The organism is Pseudomonas alvandae (assembly GCF_019141525.1).
GTDB lineage: Bacteria > Pseudomonadota > Gammaproteobacteria > Pseudomonadales > Pseudomonadaceae > Aquipseudomonas > Aquipseudomonas alvandae.
Genome location: NZ_CP077080.1, coordinates 1,351,157 through 1,373,919 on the forward strand (window position 1 = coordinate 1,351,157; position 22,763 = coordinate 1,373,919).

A 22,763-nucleotide genomic window follows, 5' to 3' on the forward strand; every position below is an offset into this window, starting at 1 on the left:
AGGTTCTTTCCAGAAAAAAACCAAGGTCTGACCCCGCTCGAACATCCGAAAACCCAAGCGTCGCTGCCCTAGCATGGATTCACGCACACGCTCTGGAGTGAACGTCATGCCTTATCAACACCCGCTGCTGTTCAAAGCGCTTTGCTATGTCGACGGCCATTGGGTCCACAGCGACAGCGGCCACAGCGTGGCCGTCCACAACCCTGCCAACCGCACCGTCATCGGTCATGTACCGATGCTTGATCAATCGCAGATCGTCGCGGCGGTGGACGCGGCGCATCGCGCATTTCCTTCGTGGCGCGAACAGAGCCTGGAGACGCGCGGCGCCATCCTGCGGCGCTGGGCGGCGTTGATCACCGAGCACAGCGAGGACTTGGCGCGAATTCTCAGCCTGGAACAGGGCAAGCCCTTGGCCGAGTCCCGTGGCGAAATCGCTTATGCCGCCAGCTTCATCCCGTGGTTCGCCGAGGAAGCCCGGCGCCTGTACGGCCAGAACATTCCCAGCCATATCCCGAATGCGCACCTTGGCACGGTCAAGGAACCGGTGGGGGTTTGTGCGCTGCTCACGCCGTGGAATTTCCCATCGGCCATGATCACCCGCAAGGCCGCCGCCGCGTTGGCCGCCGGTTGCACCGTGGTGATCAAGCCGGCCCACGAAACACCGTACTCGGCCTTGGCGTTGGCACAATTGGCCGAAGAAGCCGGCTTCCCTGCCGGGGTCTTCAACGTGGTGCTGGGCGAGCCGCAAATGGCCATGGAAACCCTGGTCAGGGACAGTCGCGTACGCTCGGTGAGCTTCACCGGCTCGACCCGGGTCGGGAAGCTGGTGTTGCAAGCGGCGGCCCATGACGTGAAGAAAGTCGCGCTGGAGCTGGGCGGCAACGCGCCGTTTATTGTCTGCGCGGATGCCGACCTGGCCCTGGCGGTAAAGGTCGCCGTGGAGGCGAAGTTCCAGACCTCGGGCCAGGATTGCTGCGCGGCCAACCGAATCATGGTCCAGCGTCCGGTGTACCAGGCTTTTCTCACTCGCTTCACCGCAGCTGTGCGCGCCTTGCGCGTCGGCCCGGCCATGGTCGATCAGCAGGAACAGGAGGTGGACGTCGGCCCATTGATGCATCAGGCCGCGTTCGATGCGACCGCCGACCGCGTCGCCGATGCCCTGGCGTTGGGTGCTCAACGCCTGGTGGGCGGTGAAACACATGCCTTGGGCGGGTTGTTCTACCAACCCACGGTGCTGGCCGATGTCACGCCGCAGATGCGCATCTACCGTGAAGAAAACTTCGCGCCCATCGCCGGGGTGATGCCGTTCGACACCCTGGACGAAGCCGTCGAAATGGCCAACGACACCGAGTACGGACTGGCCGCCTATATTTGCTCCAACCGCCTGGATCTCATTTACCCACTGATCCGCCGTCTCGACCACGCCATGGTCGCGGTCAACGGCGTCAAGTTCACCGGCCACCCGATTCCCTTCGGTGGCATGAAAGCCTCCGGCCTCGGCCGCGAGGGCGGCACCGAGGGCTTCGAGCCCTTTGTCGAAACCAAATACTTTTGCCTGCACCATCAAGGCCAGTTCCCAGGAGAATCCGCATGAGCCAAGAACTCAACACGCTGTTCGAACAAGACCGTGCGCATTTCATGCACCCGTCGACCCACGCCCATGACCACGCCAGCGGCGCGCTCAAGGGGCGGATCATCAAGAGCGCGTCGGGCATCCGCATTCGCGATCACGAGGGGCGTGAGTTCATCGACGCCTTTGCTGGCCTGTACTGCGTGAACATCGGCTACGGGCGTACCGAGGTGGCTGACGCCATCTACAAGCAGGCCAAGGAACTGGCCTACTACCACACCTATGTCGGGCATTCGAGCGAGGCGATCATCGAGCTGTCCAGCCGCATCATGGACTGGGCGCCGGAAGGGATGAAGAAGGTTTATTACGGCCTGTCCGGCTCGGACGCCAACGAAACCCAGATCAAACTGGTGCGTTACTACAACAACGTGCTGGGCCGGCCCCGGAAGAAGAAAATCATCTCCCGCGACCGTGGCTACCACGGCTCGGGCATCATGACCGGCAGCCTGACCGGGCTGCCCGCGTTTCACCAGCATTTCGACCTGCCGGCGGAAGGGGTCAAGCACACCGTCTGCCCGCACTGGTACCGCAAGGCCCCGGCGGGCATGGACGAAGCGGCCTTCGTGCGCTATTGCGCCGATGAGCTGGAGAAAATGATTCTTGCTGAAGGTCCGGACACGGTGGCGGCGTTTATCGGCGAACCGCTGATGGGCACCGGGGGCATCATCGTTCCGCCCGCCGGTTATTGGGATGCGATCCAGGCTGTGTTGAAGAAATACGACGTGCTGTTGATCGCCGATGAAGTGGTGTGCGCGTTCGGGCGCCTGGGTTCGAAAATGGGCAGCCAGCGCTACGGCATGAAGCCGGACCTGATCACCACCGCCAAAGGCCTGACCAGTGCCTATGCGCCTTTGTCCGCGGTGATCATCGGCGAAAAAGTCTGGAGCGTGATTGAAAAAGCTTCCCAGGCCGAAGGAGCCATGGGCCACGGCTGGACCTATTCCGGGCATCCGATCTGCGCGGCGGCGGCGCTGGCCAACCTCGACATCCTCGAGCGGGAAAACCTTACGGCCAACGCCGAGGATGTGGGCGGCTACTTGAATCGTCGGTTGCGCGAAACCCTCGAAGGTCATCCGTTGGTGGGCGAGGTACGCGGAGATGGCATGCTGGCGGCAGTGGAGTTCATGGCCGACCGTGAACAGCGCACAGCGTTCGACCCGGCACTCAAGGTCGGCCCCAAGGTCTCGGCCGCCTGCCTGGAACGCGGCATGATCGCCCGCGCCATGCCCCACGGCGACATCCTGGGCTTCGCCCCACCGCTGATCCTCACCCGTGAAGAGGCGGACCTGATCGTTGACATCACCAAAGGCGCTATCGATCAGGTGGCGGGTGAGGTGTTGGCTTGAACTGAGTTCACAATACTTCAGGACACAAATAACCTGTGGCGAGGGAGCTTGCTCCCGCTGGGCCGCGAAGCGGCCCCAAAACCAGGCAACTCGGTATGCCAGGAAAATCGAGTTCGCTGCTATAGGGCTGCTTCGCAGCCCAGCGGGAGCAAGCTCCCTCGCCACAATGGGTCAAGCATTGAAGTGAGTGGAGTTTGAGGCAATAAAAAAGCCCGCCCGATCATGCGATCGGGCGGGCTTTTGGGTGTCGCTTGGGAATTACTTCTTCAAACCGTAATGCTCATCGAGCATGCCGGGTGAATTCGGCGCCTTTGGCGCATAGTCCCGTGGTGGTTCCTGGATCCCTTTTGGCGGGGTCAGGCGCTCCCGTGGCGTTTGCGTCGCATCGGCTTGCAGGGCGGCCAGCAGGCGTTGGCGAGTCTGCTCGTCCAGGGCCAGGCGATTGGCGCCCTCGGACAGGTGATCCTGGACTTCCTGGTAGCTCTGGGTGAGTTTTTTCACCAGCGAAGCGGTGCTGTTGAAGTGAGTGACCACTTCATTCTGGTAACTGTCGAAACGTTCCTGGATGTCGTCCAGCTGACGTTGGGTGCTGTTGGGCACCGCGTTTGGCAGCAGGCGGGCAAGCAGGAATCCAATGGCGACACCGGCAACCAGGGCAAGAGTCGGCAACAGCCAAACTAAGAGCGAGTGTTCCACGAGTCCTTCCTCTATAAACGGCTTTGCTTTACGTTAACGGCTCGGACCTGCGCTGTATACCGCGAAGAACATCGCAATGATGCCAGGCACAGACTTTTAGCTAGACGAGTCGACCCTATTCGGGGTCACGGAGTTCTTTCCTTGCTTATGCGCGAAACCCCCGTATTCATCGATGGCCCGGTGGGCCAATTGGAAGCCTTGTACCTGGACAGCGAGGCCCCCCGTGGCCTGGCGCTGATCTGCCACCCGAACCCGGTGCAGGGCGGGACCATGCTCAACAAAGTGGTTTCGACCCTGCAGCGCACCGCCCGCGATGCCGGCCTGGTTACGTTGCGTTTCAATTATCGCGGCGTCGGCGCCAGCGCCGGCAGCCATGACATGGGCACCGGCGAAGTGGACGACGCCCAGGCCGCAGCCGCCTGGCTGCTGGAAAAACACCCGGGCCTGCCCCTGACCCTGTTCGGTTTCTCCTTTGGCGGCTTCGTTGCCGCAACCCTGGGCGGGCGCCTGGAAGCCCAGGGCCAACCGCTCAAGCACCTGTTCATGGTGGCACCGGCGGTGATGCGCCTGGATGAGCAATCGCCCTTGCCGACAGATGGTGAGCTGACCGTGATCCAGCCGGAAACCGACGAAGTGGTCGATCCGCAACTGGTCTACGCATGGTCCGACGCGCTCCAACGCCCCCATGAGCTGCTGAAAGTGGCAGAATGCGGACACTTTTTTCATGGCAAGCTGACCGATCTCAAGGATCTGCTCCTGCCGCGCCTCTCGAATTGACAGCAGTCTGACAAGCGATAACCCATGACGACGCGTACCCGTATCCTGACCGGCATCACCACCACCGGCACCCCGCACCTGGGCAACTATGCCGGCGCCATCCGTCCGGCGATCCTCGCCAGCCGCGACAGCAACGCCGATTCGTTCTACTTCCTGGCCGACTACCACGCCCTGATCAAATGCGATGACCCGCTGCGCATCCAGCGTTCGCGCCTGGAAATCGCTGCGACCTGGTTGGCCGGTGGCCTGGACGTGGACCGCGTGACGTTCTATCGCCAGTCCGACATTCCTGAAATCCCGGAGCTGACCTGGCTGCTGACCTGCGTCGCCGCCAAGGGCCTGCTCAACCGCGCCCACGCCTACAAGGCGTCGGTGGACAAGAACGTCGAGGCCGGCGAAGACCCGGACGCCGGCATCACCATGGGGCTGTACAGCTACCCGGTGTTGATGGCGGCCGACATCCTGATGTTCAACGCCCACAAGGTGCCGGTCGGTCGCGACCAGATCCAGCACGTGGAAATGGCCCGTGACATTGGCCAGCGCTTCAACCACCTGTTCGGCCAGGGCAAGGAGTTCTTCACCATGCCCGAGGCGCTGATCGAGGAGAGCGTCGCCACGCTGCCGGGCCTCGATGGTCGCAAAATGTCCAAGAGCTACGACAACACCATCCCGTTGTTCAGCAGCGCCAAGGACATGAAGGACGCGATCTCGCGAATCGTCACCGACTCCCGCGCCCCGGGCGAGGCCAAGGACCCGGACAACTCGCACCTGTTCACCCTGTTCCAAGCCTTCTCCACTCCAGCGCAGTCCGCCGAATTCCGCAGCGAACTGCTGCAGGGCCTGGGGTGGGGCGAGGCGAAGAATCGCCTGTTCCAATTGCTCGATGACCAGTTGGGTGAAGCGCGCGAGCGTTATCACCAGTTCATCGAGCGTCCATCGGACCTTGAGGACATCCTGCAACTGGGCGCCAAGAAAGCCCGGGCCGTGGCCACGCCGTTCCTCAACGAACTGCGCGAGGCGGTTGGCCTGCGCTCGTTTGTCAGCCAGGTCCAGGTGACGACCCAGACCAAAAAGAAAGCGGCCAAGGCAGCCCGTTTTGTCAGCTTCCGCGACGAGGACGGCAGTTTCCGCTTCCGCCTGCTTTCCGCCGAGGGCGAGCAACTTCTGCTCTCGAACAACTTTGCCGACGGCAAGACCGCCGGGCAGGTGACCAAGCAATTGCAGTCCGGCCAACCCTTGGACGTACGCAGCGACGACCTGGGTTTCAGCGTCTGGCTCGACGGCGCATGCGTGGCCCAGAGCCCTGCGTTCGCTGACAGTGCCGCCCGGGATGCCGCCATCGACGCGTTGCGCGTGGCACTGACGCCTGCCCAGGACTGACCTAAGGCGTTACCCGACCATCGGCCCGAATAAGGGCCGATTGCCATTCTTCTGGGCCATCGCTACAGTGACGGCCCGTTTTTGTTGCCTTGCTAACGAATATGACGCCCCTAGAACGATATCAAGCTGATCTGAAACGCCCGGAATTCTTCCACGACGCAGCCCAGGAAACGGCCGTGCGGCACTTGCAGCGCCTGTACGACGACCTGATCGCCGCATCGAACAACAAGCCGGGCTTGTTGGGCAAACTGTTCGGCAAGAAAGACCAGGTGCCGGTCAAGGGCCTGTATTTCTGGGGCGGCGTCGGCCGTGGCAAGACCTACCTGGTGGACACCTTCTTCGAAGCGCTGCCGTTCAAGGAAAAGACGCGGACGCACTTCCACCGCTTCATGAAGCGCGTGCACGAGGAAATGAAAACCCTGGGCGGCGAAAAGAACCCGCTGACCATCATCGCCAAGCGTTTCGCCGCCGAAACCCGGGTGATCTGCTTCGATGAATTCTTCGTTTCCGACATCACCGACGCCATGATCCTCGGCACGCTGATGGAAGAACTGTTCAAGAATGGCGTGACGTTGGTCGCCACCTCGAACATCGTGCCCGATGGCCTCTACAAGGACGGCCTGCAACGGGCGCGCTTCCTGCCAGCCATCAAGCTGATCAAGGAGCACACCGAAGTCGTCAACGTCGACAGCGGCGTGGACTATCGCCTGCGTCATCTTGAGCAAGCGGAGCTGTTCCATTTCCCATTGGACGCTGCCGCCGAAGAAAGCCTGCGCAAGAGCTTCCGCGCGCTCACGCCGGAATGCACCCAGGCGATCGAAAACGACGAGCTGATCATCGAAAATCGCAAGATCCGCGCCATCCGCACCTGCGACGACGTCGCCTGGTTCGACTTCCGCGAACTGTGCGACGGCCCGCGTAGCCAGAACGACTACATCGAACTGGGCAAGATCTTCCACGCCGTGCTGCTGAGTAATGTCGAGCAGATGAGCGTCACCACCGACGACATCGCCCGTCGCTTCATCAACATGGTCGACGAGTTCTACGACCGCAACGTGAAGCTGATCATTTCGGCGGAAGTCGAACTCAAGGATCTCTATACCGGTGGTCGCCTGACGTTCGAGTTCCAACGGACCTTGAGCCGGTTGCTGGAAATGCAATCCCACGAATTCCTGTCGCGGGCGCACAAGCCTTAAGGAATTCGCAATAAAGGCCTGGCGATTGGGGCGTTGCTGTTCATTCAAGGGCAGCAAAATAACTTGTGGCGAGGGAGCTTGCTCCCGCTGGGTTTGCGCAGCAGCCCCTCGCGCCACAACGGTTTATCCAAGCCCCAATACCGCTAGAACGTCATATAGCGAGCCAAGTCGTCCTGTCGCTGGCACCCGATCAATAACCACAAGAGAATCCTCGCTTTGCGCGGGCAGGCAAAGCCAGCCATCGAAGCGCCTCTTCGTATCAAGTCCATTTCGCCACCCTTGAACCCGTAAGTTGAGCGAGCCGTGGAGCCGGAGCCACAGCGAGTGGCAACGATGACTGGGATCTTGTCGGCTATGGTATCGATCGCCTCAGCCCAAGTTCCAGAAAGGTGCCCTGCACCGAAACCAGCAATGACCAGCCCCTCGTAGCCCAGTGCAAGAACGTTCTCCAGCAGCAAGGTGTCGGCAGACAGTGCCGCTTCCAACAAGGCGACCTTGTGTGTCGTGTGTTGCGGAGAGGGCAGGACACTGCGCTGTCGTGCGGGATGCAAATAGCGAACTGCGTTTTCCACCAGCAGACCGGCCGGGCCCATGTTGGGTGAAGAAAAAGCCTGCAACCCCATCGAATCGCTTTTGCGAACCGCTTGCGCCGAATGAATCTGCCCGTTCATTACCACCTGGACGCCTCGTCGCCGGCTGTTCTTGGCCAAGCCGACTCGACAGGCATCCAACAGGTTTCCCGGTCCGTCGGCCCCTGCCTGGGCCGCCGAACGCATCGCGCCAGTGAGAACCAAGGGTTCGTCGTGGTCCCATAGAAAATCAAAAAACGTAGCGGCTTCTTCCAGCGTATCGGTGCCTTGAGTGATGACAATACCCACTGCCCCCTGCTCGATCTGATATTTCGCCCAACAGAGAACACTCAGAAGATACTCGAAATCCAATGATGCGCTGGGCAACATTCCCAGCGTTTCGACGTTGACGTGGGCGTGTGACCTCAGCTCCGGTATTGAAGCCAGCAGGGTTGCGCCGCTGACAGTCGGGACCACGCCTTCTCCGGTGGCCCGGGCCTGCATGCTGACGGTGCCGCCGAGTGACGCGATGGCCAGTTTTGGCAGGTTCATGCAAATACCTCACTTTCAATAAGAATGGCTGTATGCGCCGAATCTCAAGGCCGCAATACAGCCAAGGGATGAAGGAATCAGAGGGGCATCAGCAGTCCGATAAACGGAATGATCAGCACGGTGCTAATGGCCATGGACAGCACATTGGCGATGAAAGGATGCATGTCCGCAGGCACCCGCTTGGCAATGGCGCACGCCAGTGGCGGCGCAATCAAAGCACCCAGCAAGGCGCTTGAAACGATCACTTGCCAACTGTCGCCGTAGGTCAACAACGCCGCCGGAACCACTGAAACCAATGGAACATAGGTGGGATACCAGCCGCGCAATATCCATTGTCTACGCCAGATCACCACGCCCAGTGCCGAGGTCAATGCTTGCGCACCGATCAATTGGGGTAGCAACCCCGAGCCGTAGGCTGGGCTCATCGGGCTCAAGCTGTAGGCCAGCAATGCACCCGCTATCAGGCCGAGGCTGGCCCATTCATTGCCGAAGAATGGTGCCTCGGAAAAATCCGCCAGGATCCGGCGTAGCGTCCAGACGACACCGTAGTCCGGCGTCTTGGCGGGAAGTGAGGCTCGTGGTGGCTCGGATGGTTCAGCCGATGCTTGTGGCTTCACCAGGCCCGGCTGGTAGCGACAGATCAGAAAGGCGATGACGCTGGCGACAGCCATGCCCGAGACATTGCCAATCACGACGGGTAATCCGAACGGATTGCAGACGTAGTTGACGATCAACAAGCAGGCGGGAGTGACCAGCAAAGCGCCCATGACTGCGCCATTGATCGCGACCTTCCAGCCGCCGCCAAACATCAGCACCATGGCCGCCGGCAATGAAACGAAAGCGGCGAAGGTGGGCTGCCAAGCGGTGGCGGTCACTGTCCAGCCCCACAACAGGTTACTGAGCAAGAGTCCCAGCAATGAGCTGGTGACGAGCCACGGCCACAGGCCGCTGCCATAGCAGATGGGAAAACCCTGCCAGGCTTTTCCGGTCCGATTGGCCCGGTACGCGAGGTAGGCCCCGGCGAGTAGCCCGATAGAGGCGAACTCATGCTTGTAGAACGCAACCTCGCTGATATCCCCCAGCACCCAGCGTAGCCAGGCACTGGGCTGCGGCAGGTTCGACACCATGTGACTGTAGTCTGGCCAGTGGGCGAGCCACGAGGCGCGGTGTGTGAATGAAAGCCAGATGACCAGCGCTATGGCACCGAGCATCAGCAGAACGATGGCGACGTCCAGCTGTGATCGGGTGGTCAGCTGGCGTTGTTCGAGTTTTTTGCTTGTGGTTTCCATTGGATCGCTCCCTTATCAACGCGGCAGAGAAGGGTGCTGGGTGTAGCCAAGCATTTGATCGTAAAGGTCGGCTCTACGATCGCGGTGCAGGTCGTTCAGGTTGTTCCAGATGGCGGCGCTGCGGGAACTGGTCAGGTCGATGTCGGCAAACAGGATTTCCTGTTGGTCGGCGGATGCCACCGCACCGATTGGCCAGCCGTTGGTGCCCGCGATCAGCGAGCAGCCCAGGTAGCGGGCGCCTCGCTCTTCCCCTATGCGGCTAGCCGCTGCGATAAAGACATTGTTGACATGCGCGGCCGTCATTGTCAGGTACGAGGCCATGCATTTGCCGGCGTCATCAAACAGAGGCGGTGGTGTCCAGACCCAATTGTTCAGACTGCATATGATGTCCGCGCCTTGCTGGCTGAGGATTCGCGGCACTTCCGGAAACCAGATGTCCCAGCAGATCAATAGTCCGATGCGGCCGATGGATGTTTCGAACACTGGAAAGCCGACATCGCCTGGCGTGAACCAGAGTTTTTCCAGATTCCACAGATGCGCCTTTCGATACTTGCCGATAAAGCCGTCAGGCCCCACCAGGACGCCGGTGTTGAAGAGACGCATTCCTTCGCGCTCCGCCAAACCAGCTACCAGGAAGACTTGCTGCTGACGGGCGAAATCGATCCAGGCCTGCACGCTTCGCCCGTCGGGGACCGACTCGGCGTGTTCGAACGCGTCCTGCCTGCTGCTGAAGAAATAGCCGGCATTCGACAGCTCGGGCAGGACGACAAGGTTGGCGCCGCCTTCGACCGCTTCCTGGGCCAACGCAAGGCTGCGCAGCAGATTGGTTTCTCGATTATTGATGCCTACCTGTGGGTCGAATTGCACGACGGCGACACGAACAGGGCTGATTGGCTCGCTCATGGGATAACCTCTTTTTATTGTTATTACGCTGTGTATTGGCGTGTGTATAAGAGGCTAAACAGGCAGGGATGTAAGTCGGCCGTTTCCTTGTAGGTTGTAGGCAACTTCTGAAGATGGACATTGGAACGCTTTAGGGGGACTCGGCAGCACCATGGTCAGGTGCCAAGGTTATAGTGCGGGTAGTCGTTCAGGGAGAATCCGCCGTTGAAGATCGCAGCGGTCTTGTCGCAGATGTGGATGGCTGCATCGACGGCGCCTCGAAAACAAGGCTCTGTCCAACCAGCGTCCACGGAAAACGACTCGCCGGAAAAATACAGGCCCGAATGATGACCAAAATCCCTGTTGTATTTCATCAGGCTCACGGCATCGCCGTAGGTTCCTGGTCGGTATAACTTTGCACAACCCAACGAGTTTTTATCTGTGATCCACCGTTGGACCACGGCTTGATCGAGTCCGATATAGGGCGAAATTCTCTCGTGGATATTGGTACATCTCATGAGTATTCGATCCAGCTCCTTGGCGCACTTGCTGACAAGCGCCTTGTCGCTGAATGAGGCGAGTTTGGTTGCATCGTCCTCCCATGTGTAGCTCAGCAGAATGCAGTCATAGCTGTAATTCTTGTTGTAGCGATAGGTATAGACGTCGTGGATGAAGCTGTCGGTGACGATGGTCTGCGGGATGTTCCTGTTTTTTGATAGAAACGATTTTTTCAACGGTGCGAATACTTTGCAGCTGGTCTCCCAATGAGCTGTTTTATAGGCGTTGATTGTTTCGAACGGCAGCATCTGCGGCGTGAAGTTCTCAAGCTCGATACGGGTTTCGATCAGCCAGGAGGGAAGTGTCACGATGACCGAGTCGAAGTCCTCGAAACGGTGTCGGGTTCGCTCGGACAGACTGTGTAGCCAGTCGAAATGAACGCGCGTCTTTCCATCGGCCAGCTTGGTCAATCTAGTCACCGATGAATCCATGAGCAGGCCGTCTTTTCTTCCGAGGCAATGGTCGTGGAAGGATTTACCGGTCTCGGCGATTTTCATGAACATCAGGCATTCGCTCAAGGCTGCGAGCCCGATATAGCGAGGGCCGTCGAAGTTCCGCCCCACCGAATCAACCACGGTTTCGCTATACAGATGGGGCGATGGTAATGGATCACCCAGTGAGTCCACCCGGCCGAGCACTAACTGCAAGTGGCTGCTGAACCCAAATATCGCGGTGCGAAGTGGATACAGCGAGCAGACATCGTAGAAGGCCCCCCAACTGCCGTCGCCTATGCCGATTGCGTAGAAGATCGCGGACTCATCGGCAGACATGCCCATGCCCCCGAAATCACCCGGTGCATGCTGATCCCAGGCTTGTAAGGCTGGCATGGTCACCAAGTCGCGAAATGAAACATTCTGATATTTCGCAACGATCGCCTGCCACATGGCTTCCCATCGTTCACTGGCATACACCTCGGCGACGTGTCGAGTCATTCTGTCGGCAAAGGCGTTCCACTTTGCATATACCTTTTGCAGCTCGCTGCCGGGCGGCGGTGTACTGCCGTCTTCGTTTTTCCAGATCAGCATTTGCGGCGTCGGCTTGCCGCCAATGGTGCCCTCGCGCAAGTAAATGCCCGTCGAGCGGACCCATTGGCTTCCTGGATTAGCGAAATCGACAGTCGATAAATCAAACGCCTTGGCGTAGTAAGCCATCAGCGACCGGCCTTCCGTCGGTGGTTCATCCGACCGGTTGAAAAAGGGCATGCGCATGGCGCCCATCTCGAAAGGGGTATGGCTCGCGGTGGATTGTTTACTCCCGGGGACGGTCAGGTGCCTGCCGCCGATGCGACTGGATTGTTCGATCAGGGTGATGTGGGTGAATCCGCAACGATAGAGTTCCCTCGCGGCCGTCAACCCAGTGATACCCGCACCGATGATGCAAATCCTATGTTTTGGTTCGGTAGCCTTGGCAATGCCATCTTTCTGTTCGACCAACGCCCGGTAGTCGAAGCACAAATCGGGAGGGTTTGGAAAGTGAGCGACCCATTTCTTGTCAGTCGAGCGCTTGGCTCGAATGATGCCCCGGGTGGCGGAGGCGGGGTAGTTGTAGCTTGATCCGATCGTCACTGTTGGTCGTCCCTGATGGTGTTTTTCAGGGATTGATGTTGCGGTGTTCATGGGGCGCTGTATGTGAGCGAAATTCGGCACTCGGGCATTCTGCGTTCTGTTTTTCCTGTAGGAATGTGCGAGGACGGTGGCCTTGTGTTGCGGATGGTTGAAGGTGGGAGCGAGCCTGCTCGCGAAGGGGGACGGCATGTCCAGCGTAGATGCAAGCTGACCCACCGCCTTCGCGAGCAAGCCCGCTCGCACCTGGACTGTATTGCGCCCTGGCTCACGCCGCCTGCTGAAACTGCTGCCGATACTGGTTCGGCGACAGGTCGGTGTGTTGCCGGAACAATCGCGCAAAAAAGCTCGCATCGTCGTAGCCAACTTCGTAGCTGATGGTCTTGATGCTCTTGCGGCTGCCGGAGAGCAGGCCCTTGGCGGTTTCGATCCGCAGCCGTTGCAGGTAATGCAGCGGTTTATCGCCGGTGGCGGTTTGGAAGCGACGCATGAAATTGCGGATGCTCATGCCATGTTCACGGGCGACGTCCTCGAAGCGGAACTTGTCGGCGAAGTGCTCTTCGAGCCACTGCTGGATCTGCAGGATGATCACGTCCTGGTGCAGTTTTTGCCCGCCGAAACCAATGCGTCCCGGTGAATAGCTGCGCTGTACTTCGTAGAGAATGTCTCGCGCCACGGCTTGGGCGACGTTGGCGCCGCAGAAGCGTTCGATCAGGTAGATGTAGAGATCGCACGCCGAGGTGGTGCCGCCGGCGCAGAACAGGTTGTCGGCATCGGTCAGGTGCTTGTCCTGGTTCAGGTGCACCTTGGGGAAGCGTTCCTTGAAAGCATTGAAGAAACGCCAATAGGTGGTGGCCTCCTTGCCGTCGAGCAGCCCGGCCTCGGCCAGCCAGAACACCCCGGTGGCTTCGCCGCAGAGTACCGCGCCGCGCGCATGTTGTTCGCGCAGCCAAGGCAGGACTTGTGGGTAACGTTGGCAGAGGGTCGCGAAGTCGTCCCAGAACGCCGGCAGGATGATGACGTCGGTGTTTTCCAGGCCACCGTCCACCGGCATGATCACATCGCTGAAGCTGTTCACCGGTTTGCCATCGGGGCTGACCAGGCGGGTTTCAAACGCCGGGGTCAGGCCGCGGCCCAGTTGTTTGCCATAGCGCAGGCTGGCCAGGTGGAAAAAATCCTTGGCTTGCATGAGGGTGGAAGCGAAAACCCGGTCGATGGCCAGGATACTGACGCGCCGCAAGGGCGTGGAGACGTGCATGGACATAATTCATCTTTATTTTTATAGGGGATAGTGGTCATCAAACGGCTGGATCGTCTTATTTTTTGGCGCAAGTGTCCAGTGTCCCGTTGTGCGCCGCAGGCTTAGGCTCTTTCGGATGACCTGTTCAACAATAACCAAAGGTGCGCCATGATCCCAAGAACCCTGTTCAGTCCCGAGCACGAATTGTTCCGAGACACTGTACGAACCTTCCTTGAAAAAGAAGCCGTGCCGTACCACAGCCAGTGGGAAAAACAGGGGCATGTCGATCGTAAGCTCTGGAACAAAGCGGGGGAGGCGGGCATGTTGTGCTCGCACCTTCCAGAGGCCTACGGCGGGCTGGACGCGGATTTCCTCTACAGCGCCGTGGTGATCGAGGAGATCGGCCGCCTGGGGCTGACCGGGATCGGCTTCTCGTTGCACTCCGATATCGTCGCGCCGTACATCCTGCATTACGGCAGCGAGGCGTTGAAACACAAGTACCTGCCGAAACTGGTGTCCGGTGAAATGGTCACGGCCATCGCCATGACCGAGCCGGGCGCGGGATCGGACCTGCAGGGGGTGAAGACCACGGCAGTGCTGGACGGTGACGAATACGTCATCAACGGCTCGAAGACGTTCATCACCAATGGCTTCCTTGCGGACCTGGTCATCGTCGTTGCCAAGACTGACCCGAAGGCGGGCGCCAAGGGCACTAGCCTGTTCCTGGTGGAAGCGGGCACGCCGGGCTTCGAGAAAGGCAAGCGCCTGGAGAAAGTCGGGATGAAGGCCCAGGACACATCCGAATTGTTCTTTCAGGACGTGCGGGTGCCGAAGGAAAACCTGTTGGGGCAGGCTGGAATGGGCTTCGCCTACCTGATGCAGGAACTGCCCCAGGAGCGCCTGACCGTCGCCATCGGCGGCCTGGCCTCGGCCGAAGCGGCGCTGCAATGGACATTGGATTACACCCGCGATCGCAAGGCGTTTGGCAAATCCATCGCGGATTTCCAGAACACCCGCTTCAAACTCGCGGAAATGGCCACCGAGATCCAGATCGGCCGGGTTTTCGTCGACCGCTGCCTGGAACTGCACCTGCAAGGCAAGCTCGATGTACCGACGGCGGCGATGGCCAAATACTGGGGCACCGACCTGCAGTGCAAGGTGCTCGACGAATGCGTGCAGTTGCATGGCGGCTACGGTTTCATGTGGGAATACCCGATTGCCCGGGCGTGGGCGGATGCGCGGGTACAGCGGATCTATGCCGGGACCAATGAGATCATGAAGGAGATCATTGCGCGGTCGCTTTGATAAGGGGGTGGGTTTGAGTCGGCTATCGCGAGCAAGCTCGCTCCCACAGGGGATTTGTGCCTGATCGTATATTCGTGATCAGCACAGCCCCCCTGTGGGAGCGAGCTTGCTCGCGATGAGGCCTATGGATCAGGGCGCCGGGTTCGGCTGGTCCTTGTGAATCGCCTCGATCCCCGCCAACACTTCATCCGACAGTTTCAGGTCGAAGCTGGCGATGTTGCTGTCCAGTTGCTCCAGCGTGGTGGCGCCGATGATGTTGCTGGTCACGAACGGCTGCTGGGTGACGAACGCCAGGGCCATCTGCGCCGGGTCCAGCCCATGTTCGCGGGCCAGGGCGACATAGCGACTGCAAGCCGCTTCCGACTGCGGGTTGAAGTAGCGCATGAAGCGGCTGTACAGCGTCAGGCGGCCCTTGGCGGGGCGTGCGCCGTTCTCATATTTACCCGACAGGAAGCCGAACGCCAGCGGCGAATAAGCCAACAGGCCACACTGTTCGCGGATGGCAATCTCCGCCAGGCCGATTTCAAAGCTGCGGTTGAGCAGGTTGTACGGGTTCTGGATCGACACCGCACGTGGCCAGCCACGGGCTTCGGCCAGGGCGAGGAACTTCATGGTGCCCCACGGCGTTTCGTTGGACAGGCCGATGTGGCGGATCTTGCCTGCGCGGACTTGTTCGTCGAGGGCTTCGAGGGTTTCCTCCAGCGGCGTGAAATCTTCGTCGGCCTTGTGGGTGTAGCCCAACTGGCCAAAGAAATTGGTGCTGCGCTCCGGCCAGTGCAGCTGGTAAAGATCGATCCAGTCGGTCTGCAGGCGCTTGAGGCTGGCGTCCAGGGCTTCGACGATGTGTCGGCGGTTGTGCTTGAGGTTCTTGTCGCGGATGTAGTCGATGGTGTTGCCGGGGCCGGCGATCTTGCTGGCCAGGATCCAGTCGGCGCGGTCGCCACGGCTCTTGAAGTAATTGCCGATGTAGCGCTCGGTAGTGGCGTAGGTCTCGGCCTTCGGCGGCACAGGGTACATCTCGGCGGTGTCGAGAAAATTGATCCCGGCCCCCTTGGCGCGTTCGATCTGGGCGAACGCCTCTGCCTCGCTGTTCTGCTCGCCCCAGGTCATGGTTCCGAGGCACAGGGCGCTGACGTTCAGATCGGTACGGCCTAGCTTGCGATAGTCCATCGGGGACTCCTTGGGCAAAACAATCATAAAAGCAGGTTGAAATATTTTTCGCAATCTGCATAATTGCGCACCTCTTTCTGCAGTGGAAGTGATGCGCCGCCGCCGAAGAATCTTGCCGTTGAACGGACGCGCCGACCCGAGCCCCCGAAAGCGTCTGTATCCGGCTGCCTTTGACTTGTCAAAGTACGCACTATTCAGTAAGATCCGCCGTCTAATTTACAGGGCGGCCCCTGAGGCTATAAAGAATGAAAACTTTTACTGCTAAACCGGAAACAGTAAAGCGCGACTGGTTTGTCGTCGACGCTGCTGGTCAGACCCTGGGTCGTCTGGCCACCGAAATCGCGAGCCGTCTGCGTGGCAAGCACAAGCCTGAGTACACCCCTCACGTTGACACCGGTGACTACATCGTCGTGATCAATGCCGAGCAAGTACGTGTTACTGGCGCTAAAACCACTGACAAAATGTACTACTCCCACTCCGGTTTTCCTGGCGGCATCAAGTCGATCAACTTCGAAAAGCTGATCGCCAAAGCCCCTGAGCGCGTGATCGAGACCGCGGTTAAAGGCATGCTGCCTAAGAACCCACTGGGTCGCGACATGTATCGTAAGCTGAAGGTTTATGCGGGCGCTGCTCACCCTCATACTGCTCAGCAGCCCCAAGAACTGAAGTTTTAACGGAATAGTTCATTATGTCGGCGACTCAAAATTACGGCACTGGCCGTCGCAAGACTGCAACCGCACGCGTTTTCCTGCGTCCGGGCACTGGTAACATCTCCATCAACAACCGCTCCCTGGATAACTTCTTCGGCCGCGAAACTGCCCGCATGGTAGTTCGTCAGCCGCTGGAACTGACCGAGACCGTCGAAAAATTCGACATCTACGTCACCGTTATCGGTGGTGGTGTAAGTGGCCAGGCTGGCGCAATCCGCCACGGCATCACTCGCGCCCTGATGGATTACGACGAAACTCTGCGCAGCGCCCTGCGTAAAGCTGGCTTCGTAACTCGCGATGCTCGCGAAGTTGAACGTAAGAAAGTCGGTCTGCGTAAAGCGCGTAAGCGTCCGCAGTACTCGAAGCGTTAATTTCGCTTCCGCGTTCAAAAGGCGCCCAGTTCCTCACGGAGCTGGGCGTTTTTTTATGTGCGAAATAATTGCTCTGTGACAACTTGCCACATTCGTAGAGCCCCTATACTACAAGGCTTGGCGGTTTGGCCGCATGGTAATTACCTTGTCAGAATTGGGGCTTTTCATTACCATTCGGCAAAATTTTTATAAGTTCAGATTTTTACTTAGTAGACGCCTGATCTAACAGGCCACAAAGCTGATGGGAGAGGACTGAATGAGCAATGACGGCGTGAATGCAGGCCGGCGTCGCTTCCTGGTAGCAGCCACATCCGTGGTGGGTGCTGCAGGAGCGGTGGGGGCTGCGGTCCCGTTCGTGGGGTCATGGTTTCCCAGCGCCAAGGCGAAAGCCGCAGGTGCACCGGTGAAAGTGAATGTCAGCAAGATCGAGCCAGGCCAGCAGATGATTGCTGAGTGGCGCGGTCAGCCGGTGTTCATCGTCCGCCGTACAGAGGAGATCCTGGGGAATCTGAAAAAGATCGAGGGCCAGCTGTCCGATCCCTCTTCCAAGAACTCGGTCCAACCGGAATACGTCAACCCTGAAACGCGATCGATCAAGCCGGAAGTCCTGCTGCTGATCGGGATCTGCACGCACCTGGGTTGCTCGCCAACGTTCCGTCCCGAAGTGGCCCCTGCCGACCTGGGCAAGGATTGGGTAGGTGGCTATTTCTGCCCATGCCACGGCTCCCACTATGACCTGGCGGGTCGCGTCTACAAATCCCAGCCTGCACCCCTGAACCTGCCAGTTCCCCCGCATTCCTATGAGTCGGATGATGTCATCGTCATCGGCGTCGACACGGAGAAAGCGTGATGAGCAAACTTATGGATTGGGTTGATGCGCGCTTTCCCGCGACCAAGATGTGGGAAGACCATCTCAGCAAGTATTACGCCCCGAAGAACTTCAACTTCTTCTACTTCTTTGGTTCCCTCGCATTGCTCGTTCTGGTCAACCAGATCGTTACCGGTGTCTGGCTGACCATGAGCTACACCCCGTCGGCGGAGGAAGCGTTTGCCTCCGTCGAATACATCATGCGCGACGTCGAGTACGGCTCGATCCTGCGCCTGCTGCACTCCACCGGCGCTTCGGCGTTCTTCATCGTGGTCTACCTGCACATGTTCCGTGGCCTGCTCTACGGTTCGTACCAGAAGCCGCGTGAGCTGGTGTGGGTCTTCGGCATGCTGATCTACCTGGCGCTGATGGCTGAAGCCTTCATGGGCTATCTGCTGCCTTGGGGCCAGATGTCCTACTGGGGCGCCCAGGTGATCATCTCGCTGTTCGGTGCGATCCCGGTCATCGGCGACGACCTGACCCAGTGGATTCGTGGTGACTATCTCATCTCGGGTATCACCCTGAACCGCTTCTTCGCCCTGCATGTCGTGGCGCTGCCGATCGTGATCCTCGGCCTGGTGGTGCTGCACATCCTGGCGCTGCACGAAGTGGGTTCGAACAACCCGGATGGCGTGGACATCAAGAAGCACAAGGACGAGAACGGCGTACCGCTGGACGGCATTGCCTTCCACCCGTACTACACCGTGAAAGACATCGTCGGCGTGGTGGTCTTCCTGTTCATCTTCTGCTCCATCGTGTTCTTCTTCCCGGAAATGGGCGGTTACTTCCTAGAGAAGCCGAACTTCGAGCAGGCGAACGCGTTCAAGACCCCAGAACACATTGCGCCGGTCTGGTACTTCACACCGTTCTACGCAATTCTGCGGGCGATTCCGGACAAGTTGCTGGGCGTGATCGCCATGGGCGCAGCCATCGCCGTGCTGTTCGTCCTGCCGTGGCTGGACCGCAGCCCCGTCAAGTCGATGCGCTATAAAGGCTGGCTGAGCAAGATCTGGCTGGTGGTGTTCTGCATCTCGTTCGTGATCCTGGGGGTGCTGGGCGTACTGGCGCCGACACCGGGGCGTACGTTGCTCTCGCAGGTTTGCACGTTCCTTTACTTCGCCTACTTCATTCTGATGCCTTTCTATACCAGGCTCGAGAAGACCAAACCGGTTCCGGAAAGGGTGACTGGCTGATGAAAAAGCTATTTGCTGTACTGATTCTTGCTGCCATGCCTGTACTGTCCTTCGCGGCTGAACACGGTGGTCCGGAGCTGGAAAAGGTCGACATCGACGTTTCCGACAAAGCAGCCATGCAGGACGGCGCGCGTACGTTCGCCAACTACTGCATGGGTTGCCACAGTGCCAAGTTCCAGCGCTACGAGCGTGTGGCCGATGACCTGGGCATCCCCCATGAAATGATGCTCGAGAAGCTGGTGTTCACCGGTGCCAAGCTGGGTGACCACATGACCATCGGCATGCAGCCTGCGGACGCCAAGACCTGGTTCGGTGCAGCGCCGCCCGACCTGACCCTGGTGGCGCGCGTGCGTGGCACCGACTGGCTCTATGGCTACTTGCGCTCGTTCTATGAAGATCCTGCGCGTCCATGGGGCGTGAACAACAAGGTCTTCCCGAACGTCGGCATGCCGAACGTCCTGGTCGGCCTCCAGGGTCGCCAGGTGGTAGGCTGCAAACAGGTTCAGATCGTCGAACACGGCAAGAAGCAGTATGATCCGCTGACCGGCACGGCCTTGACCCATGAAGCCTGCGACCAGCTGACCATCGTGCCGAACTCCGGCACCCTGACGCCTGAGCAGTTTGACGAGAAGGTCAAGAACCTTGTGACCTTCCTGGCCTACTCGGCCAACCCGGTGAAGCTGGAGCATCAGCGCATCGGTACGTATGTCTTGCTGTACCTGGCGTTCTTCTTCGTATTCGCATATCTGCTCAAGCGTGAATACTGGAAAGACGTTCATTGATAAAGCTGTAAGCCGTTGCTGTTAATCGTGCGCGCCCAAGGGCGTCTCTGAAGGTGTAACGAGCCTGGTCGGCCAGGTGGTTACGGGAGACGCCCTCTGGGCGCGCTCGTTTTTCCGTTTTTCGATAATTTCAACAAGCGAGGAGGATCGCCATGGGCGTGACCAATCGGTTGGCCTGTTACTCCGACCCCGCCGACCACTATTCCCACCGGGTACGTATCGTACTGGCCGAGAAGGGTGTCAGCGCCGAGATCATTTACGTCGAAGCGGGCCGTCAGCCGCCGAAGCTGATCGAGGTGAACCCTTACGGCAGCCTGCCCACCCTGGTCGATCGCGACCTGGCGTTGTGGGAATCGACTGTGGTGATGGAATACCTGGATGAGCGTTATCCACATCCGCCTTTGCTGCCGGTGTACCCCGTTGCGCGTGCGAACAGTCGTTTGCTCATTCACCGCATCCAGCGTGACTGGTGCGGGTTGGTGGACCTGATCCTGGATCCTCGAACGAAGGAGCCGGCACGGGTCGTGGCGCGCAAGGAGCTGCGCGAAAGCCTGACGGGCGTGTCGCCGCTGTTTGTCGACAAGCCGTTTTTCCTCAGTGAGGAACAAAGTCTGGTGGATTGCTGCCTATTGCCCATACTCTGGCGTTTGCCGATCCTGGGTATCGAACTGCCGCGGCCCGCCAAGCCGCTGCTTGATTATATGGAGCGCCAATTTGCGCGTGAGGCTTTCCAGGCGAGTCTGTCTGGCGTCGAACGCGACATGCGCTAAGGCTTAGGGAGCCGCTATGAACTCCAGTCGACCTTATCTGGTCCGCGCGCTCTACGAGTGGATTGTGGACAACGATTGCACCCCGCACATGCTGGTTAACGCCGAGTATCCATCGGTACAGGTGCCGCAGGGTTTTGCCAATGACGGGCAGATTGTCTTGAACGTGTCGCCGGCCGCTGTGCGTCATCTGCACATGGACAACGATGCGGTCAGCTTCGAGGGGCGTTTTGGCGGGGTACCGCATACGCTTTATGTGCCGATTGCTTCGATCCTGGGGATTTATGCTCGGGAGAACGGGCAGGGCATGGTGTTCGAGTTGGAAGTGCCGTTGGATGGCGAAGAAGAGTTCGAGGCGGATGATGACATGCCGCCACCGGATGACGAACCGCCACGGCCTACCGGGCGGCCGAGCTTGAAGGTGGTGAAGTAGGCTGCAGATATGTGCCAGTCATTGAGTGTGCGATAGCCTGCAACTTGGTGAAGAAAATGCCTGTATCGTGAGATGCGGGCATTTTTTTGTCGTAGTCGGTGTGTATATCCGTTGCTGCGGTAACGGCGGCTTATGGTTCCGCCCTTACGGCGGCTCACTTTTTTCAGACGCCAAAAAAGTAAGCAAAAAGGCTTGCCGGGGTATGACTCACCCACATGGGTTACAAATCAGTTCACTCACATAGGTAACAGTTTTTAACTGGCAGGGTCGGTTTTCGAGGATCTGACCATGCCATGGCGAGAGCTGAAACCTATGGACCTGAAACTGCTGTTCATTGCGGACTTCATCAAAGGCCCGCCCAGCTTCAGTGCGCTTTGCCAAGCCTACGAGATCAGCCGCAAGACTGGCTATAAATGGGTCGAGCGGTATGAGAGGGAAGGGCCCGCCGGACTGGAAGAACATAGCCGTCGTCGGCTTACCCAGGAATGGGTAGTGCCGCTGGCTGTCCGTGAGGCGATCATTGAGTTACGCGGTCGGGGTGAGACAGAGCCTGGCCCCAAGAAAATTCAGGCGGCTTTGCTCGAGCGTTTTCCTGACCAGGCGCCGCCATCAAAGACGTCGATCTACAACATCCTAAAGAAAGCTGAGCTGGTCAAACCACGCCGATTGCGTCAACGAGTGGCGGTTTATCCCAAACCACTGCAGAAAGCAGAGGCTCCCAACCAGCTATTCAGCGCCGATTACAAAGGCCAATTCCTGACAGGTGCGGGCGTCTGGTGCTATCCATTGACGATCATGGACCATGCCAGTCGTTTCTTGCTCGCTTGCCACAGCATGGCTAGCACCAATTTCCAGGAAACCCAGGCGGTGTTTACTCAGGTGTTTCGTGAACATGGTCTGCCGGAGCGCATTCGTACCGACAATGGTGTTCCGTTTGCGAGCAAAGGGCGTGCGGGCCTTTCCCAGTTGTCCATCTGGTGGTTGCGTCTAGGGATCATTCCCGAGCGGATCGCCCCCGGCAGGCCGGAGCAAAATGGCCGACATGAACGTATGCATCGAACGTTGAAAAGCACTCTTCCGTCACCCCCTGCAGTAGCGTGGGAGGCTCAACAACGGCACTTTGATCGTTTCAGGCAACATTACAACTATGAGCGTTTGCACGAGGCTCTTAATCAGAAGACACCCGCGTCCTGCTATGAGCCTTCGTCCCGCCAATATCCCGAGAAGCTTCCCGAGATGACCTACCCGAGCCATATCGATAGCCTCCAAGCGGACTGCTCGGGCATCGTCAATCGTCGTGGTGTAAGGATCTACGTCGGCTATGTGCTCAAGCACCAGACCATTGGACTGGAGCAAATAGAGGACGGGATCTGGGATGTTATCTTCGGTCCAATCATCCTTGGACGGATTGATGTAAGAGATGCCATTGATGGCTACGTGACACTCCGGGTGTTACCTATGTGAGTGCACTTTTTTGTAACCCATGT

The 22,763-nt window shown here is 59.0% G+C and carries 21 protein-coding genes; 14 read left to right on the plus strand and 7 right to left on the minus strand.

All coding sequences use genetic code 11. The features are described from left to right. Positions 1-106 precede the first annotated feature (106 nt). The gene (locus KSS97_RS05945; protein ID WP_217861291.1) at positions 107-1,594 is read left to right on the plus strand and encodes an NAD-dependent succinate-semialdehyde dehydrogenase; all 1,488 of its coding nucleotides are present in this window, start codon (positions 107-109) and stop codon (positions 1,592-1,594) included. Then, complete coding sequence (locus KSS97_RS05950; RefSeq protein ID WP_217861292.1) at positions 1,591-2,976, plus strand: aspartate aminotransferase family protein; 1,386 nt, start codon at positions 1,591-1,593, stop codon at positions 2,974-2,976. The genes KSS97_RS05945 and KSS97_RS05950 overlap by 4 nt, the downstream gene beginning before the upstream one ends. Positions 2,977-3,234: 258 nt before the next feature. Here KSS97_RS05950 and KSS97_RS05955 read toward each other — a convergent pair whose 3' ends face one another. Next, positions 3,235-3,672: a Z-ring associated ZapG family protein gene (locus tag KSS97_RS05955; RefSeq protein ID WP_003178172.1), complete on the minus strand. Its 438-nt coding sequence runs from the start codon at positions 3,670-3,672 to the stop codon at positions 3,235-3,237. A gap of 147 nt (positions 3,673-3,819) precedes the next feature. Here KSS97_RS05955 and KSS97_RS05960 point away from each other — a divergent pair, with 147 nt between their 5' ends. The 3 genes from KSS97_RS05960 to zapE all read left to right on the plus strand — a co-directional run bounded on the left by KSS97_RS05960 (position 3,820) and on the right by zapE (position 7,025). Continuing rightward, positions 3,820-4,449, plus strand: a complete 630-nt coding sequence (locus tag KSS97_RS05960; RefSeq protein WP_217861293.1) for an alpha/beta hydrolase — start codon at positions 3,820-3,822, stop codon at positions 4,447-4,449. A gap of 24 nt (positions 4,450-4,473) precedes the next feature. Continuing rightward, entirely contained in the window at positions 4,474-5,829 is a 1,356-nt protein-coding gene (locus tag KSS97_RS05965; protein ID WP_030138571.1) for a tryptophan--tRNA ligase, read from the plus strand. A 101-nt stretch (positions 5,830-5,930) separates the two neighbouring features. Then, positions 5,931-7,025 (plus strand): cell division protein ZapE, encoded by a 1,095-nt coding sequence (gene zapE / locus KSS97_RS05970; RefSeq protein WP_217861294.1) that lies wholly within the window; start codon positions 5,931-5,933, stop codon positions 7,023-7,025. 143 nt (positions 7,026-7,168) lie between these two features. Here the strand turns inward: zapE and KSS97_RS05975 are convergent, their stop codons facing one another. From KSS97_RS05975 to KSS97_RS05995, 5 genes are all read right to left on the minus strand, one after another. Next, positions 7,169-8,146 carry an asparaginase gene (locus tag KSS97_RS05975; protein WP_217861295.1) on the minus strand — a complete coding sequence of 326 codons (978 nt, stop codon included), beginning with the start codon at positions 8,144-8,146 and terminating at the stop codon, positions 7,169-7,171. Positions 8,147-8,223: 77 nt separating this feature from the next. Then, positions 8,224-9,435 carry a threonine/serine exporter family protein gene (locus KSS97_RS05980; protein WP_217861296.1) on the minus strand — a complete coding sequence of 404 codons (1,212 nt, stop codon included), beginning with the start codon at positions 9,433-9,435 and terminating at the stop codon, positions 8,224-8,226. Positions 9,436-9,450: 15 nt separating this feature from the next. After that, complete coding sequence (locus KSS97_RS05985) at positions 9,451-10,338, minus strand: nitrilase family protein (protein WP_217861297.1); 888 nt, start codon at positions 10,336-10,338, stop codon at positions 9,451-9,453. A gap of 155 nt (positions 10,339-10,493) precedes the next feature. Then, positions 10,494-12,440 (minus strand): flavin monoamine oxidase family protein, encoded by a 1,947-nt coding sequence (locus KSS97_RS05990; protein ID WP_217861965.1) that lies wholly within the window; start codon positions 12,438-12,440, stop codon positions 10,494-10,496. A gap of 265 nt (positions 12,441-12,705) precedes the next feature. After that, on the minus strand, positions 12,706-13,602 hold the full coding sequence (locus tag KSS97_RS05995) for a GlxA family transcriptional regulator (RefSeq protein WP_187293302.1): 897 nt from the start codon (positions 13,600-13,602) through the stop codon (positions 12,706-12,708). A gap of 243 nt (positions 13,603-13,845) precedes the next feature. On the opposite strand from KSS97_RS05995, the gene KSS97_RS06000 reads away from it, so the two are divergent. Then, positions 13,846-14,982, plus strand: a complete 1,137-nt coding sequence (locus tag KSS97_RS06000; protein ID WP_030138564.1) for an acyl-CoA dehydrogenase family protein — start codon at positions 13,846-13,848, stop codon at positions 14,980-14,982. A gap of 129 nt (positions 14,983-15,111) precedes the next feature. Here KSS97_RS06000 and KSS97_RS06005 read toward each other — a convergent pair whose 3' ends face one another. After that, positions 15,112-16,152, minus strand: a complete 1,041-nt coding sequence (locus KSS97_RS06005) for an NADP(H)-dependent aldo-keto reductase (protein WP_198796609.1) — start codon at positions 16,150-16,152, stop codon at positions 15,112-15,114. Between the two features lie 245 nt (positions 16,153-16,397). Between KSS97_RS06005 and rplM the strand changes: the two genes are divergently transcribed. From rplM to KSS97_RS06045, 8 genes are all read left to right on the plus strand, one after another. Then, positions 16,398-16,826, plus strand: a complete 429-nt coding sequence (rplM, locus tag KSS97_RS06010) for a 50S ribosomal protein L13 (protein ID WP_003205365.1) — start codon at positions 16,398-16,400, stop codon at positions 16,824-16,826. Positions 16,827-16,840: 14 nt separating this feature from the next. After that, positions 16,841-17,233 carry a 30S ribosomal protein S9 gene (rpsI, locus tag KSS97_RS06015; protein WP_003228056.1) on the plus strand — a complete coding sequence of 131 codons (393 nt, stop codon included), beginning with the start codon at positions 16,841-16,843 and terminating at the stop codon, positions 17,231-17,233. Positions 17,234-17,489: 256 nt separating this feature from the next. Next, positions 17,490-18,083: a ubiquinol-cytochrome c reductase iron-sulfur subunit gene (petA, locus tag KSS97_RS06020; protein WP_030138562.1), complete on the plus strand. Its 594-nt coding sequence runs from the start codon at positions 17,490-17,492 to the stop codon at positions 18,081-18,083. After that, entirely contained in the window at positions 18,083-19,294 is a 1,212-nt protein-coding gene (locus KSS97_RS06025; protein ID WP_030138561.1) for a cytochrome b, read from the plus strand. The genes petA and KSS97_RS06025 overlap by 1 nt, the downstream gene beginning before the upstream one ends. Beyond that, the gene (locus tag KSS97_RS06030; protein ID WP_030138560.1) at positions 19,294-20,076 is read left to right on the plus strand and encodes a cytochrome c1; all 783 of its coding nucleotides are present in this window, start codon (positions 19,294-19,296) and stop codon (positions 20,074-20,076) included. The genes KSS97_RS06025 and KSS97_RS06030 overlap by 1 nt, the downstream gene beginning before the upstream one ends. Before the next feature lie 152 nt (positions 20,077-20,228). After that, entirely contained in the window at positions 20,229-20,846 is a 618-nt protein-coding gene (locus KSS97_RS06035; RefSeq protein ID WP_030138559.1) for a glutathione S-transferase N-terminal domain-containing protein, read from the plus strand. 16 nt (positions 20,847-20,862) lie between these two features. Continuing rightward, positions 20,863-21,276: a ClpXP protease specificity-enhancing factor gene (locus KSS97_RS06040; protein WP_030138558.1), complete on the plus strand. Its 414-nt coding sequence runs from the start codon at positions 20,863-20,865 to the stop codon at positions 21,274-21,276. 288 nt (positions 21,277-21,564) lie between these two features. Continuing rightward, positions 21,565-22,740 (plus strand): integrase core domain-containing protein, encoded by a 1,176-nt coding sequence (locus KSS97_RS06045; protein ID WP_030138557.1) that lies wholly within the window; start codon positions 21,565-21,567, stop codon positions 22,738-22,740. The last annotated feature ends 23 nt before the right edge of the window (positions 22,741-22,763 follow it).